Source organism: Streptomyces sp. 4N509B, from assembly GCF_052245655.1.
Classification (GTDB): domain Bacteria; phylum Actinomycetota; class Actinomycetes; order Streptomycetales; family Streptomycetaceae; genus Streptomyces.
This window is the reverse complement of record NZ_JBQQBZ010000087.1, coordinates 1-1,805: the sequence shown is the minus strand read 5'-3', so window position 1 is coordinate 1,805 and position 1,805 is coordinate 1. Positions and strand designations below refer to the sequence as shown.

The following is a 1,805-nucleotide window of genomic DNA, read 5'->3' as shown; positions in this document are numbered from 1 at the left end:
GTGGATGTGAGTGGTGTGGGTGGGTTGGTGGGTGGGGTGTTGGGTGTGGTGCGGGCGTTTGTGGGTGATGAGCGGTGGTCGGGTTCGCGTTTGGTTGTGGTGACGCGGGGTGCGGTGGCTGCGGTGGAGGGGGATCGGGTGCCGGGGTTGGCGTGTGCTCCGGTGTGGGGTCTGATCCGTTCCGCGCAGGCGGAGGTGCCTGGGCGTCTGCTGTTGGTTGACCTCGATGCGGCGGTCGATGGTGTCGAGAGTGAGCTGGTCGACGCGGTGTCGTCGGTTCTTGCTGGTGATGAGGTGCAGGTGGTGGTGCGTGGTGGTGGGGTGTTGGTGGCGCGGTTGGTGGGTGTGGGTGTGGGTGGTGGGTTGGTGCCGCCGGTGGGTGTGGGTGGTTGGTCGGTGCAGTCGTTGGGTGGGGGGACGTTGGAGTCGTTGGCGTTGGTGCCTGAGGTGGGTGTGGTGGGTGGTTTGGGGGTTGGTGAGGTGCGGGTGGCGGTGCGTGCTGCGGGGTTGAATTTCCGGGATGTGTTGATGGGGTTGGGGATGTATCCGGGTGAGGCTGTTTTGGGTGGTGAGGCTGCTGGTGTGGTGGTTGAGGTGGGTGAGGGTGTGGAGCATGTGGGGGTTGGTGATCGGGTGTTTGGGTTGATTCAGCGTGGGTTTGGTCCGTTGGCGGTGGTGGATGCGCGGTTGGTGGTGCGGATGCCGGAGGGGTGGTCGTTTGAGGAGGCGGCGTCGGTTCCGGTGGTGTATTTGACGGCGTATTACGGGTTGGTTGATTTGGCGGGGTTGCGGTCGGGTGAGTCGATTTTGGTGCATGCGGCTGCGGGTGGTGTGGGGATGGCTGCGGTGCAGTTGGCGCAGCATTTTGGTGCGCGGGTGTTTGCGACGGCGAGTGAGTCGAAGCAGGCGGCTGTGGTGGAGTTGGGTGTTCCGGTGGATCGGATTGCGTCGTCGCGTGATCTGGATTTCCGGGATGTGTTTTTGGCGGCGACGGGTGGTGCGGGTGTGGATGTGGTGTTGGATTCGTTGGCGCGGGAGTTTGTTGATGCGTCGTTGGAGTTGTTGCCGCGGGGTGGGCGGTTTTTGGAGATGGGGAAGACGGATATTCGTGATCCGGAGCGGGTGGCGGTGGATTATCCGGGGGTGGTGTATGAGGCGTTTGATATGCAGGATGCGGGTCCGGTTCGGATCGGGCAGATGTTGCGTGAGTTGGTGGCGTTGTTTGAGCGGGGTGTGTTGAGGACGGGTCCGATTCGGACGTGGGATGTGCGGCGGGCGCCGGAGGCGTTCCGGTTTATGAGTCAGGCGCGTCATGTGGGGAAGATCGTGTTGACGGTGCCGGCGGGGTTGGACCCGGAGGGCACGGTGCTGATCACGGGTGGTACGGGGACGTTGGGGTCGTTGTTGGCGCGGCATTTGGTGGCGGAGCACGGTGTGCGGTCGCTTGTGTTGACCAGCCGTCGGGGGATGGAGGCCGAGGGGGCGGCTGAGTTGGTGGCGGGGTTGGAGGCGGCGGGTGCGCGGGTGCGGGTGGCGGCGTGTGACGCGGCCGACCGCGACGAGCTGGCCGCGGTGCTGGACGCGATTCCGGCCGAGTGTCCGTTGACGGGTGTGGTGCATGCGGCGGGTGTGGTGGATGACGGGTTGGTGGGGTCGTTGTCGGATGAGCAGGTGCGGCGTGTGGTGCGGCCGAAGGTGGATGCGGCGGTGAATTTGCATGAGTTGACGCGTGGGTTGGATGTTCGGTTGTTTGTGTTGTATTCGTCGGCTGCTGGTGTGTTTGGTAATGCGGGGCAGGCGAATTA

1 protein-coding gene is annotated in these 1,805 nt (G+C 64.4%); it reads left to right on the top strand.

The genetic code is table 11. The annotated features are described in order from the left end of the window. Window positions 1-36: 36 nt before the first annotated feature. Window positions 37-1,805, top strand: a 1,769-nt coding sequence (locus ACTWP5_RS32020) for an SDR family NAD(P)-dependent oxidoreductase (RefSeq protein ID WP_443224700.1), incomplete at its 3' end; no start/stop codon positions are given.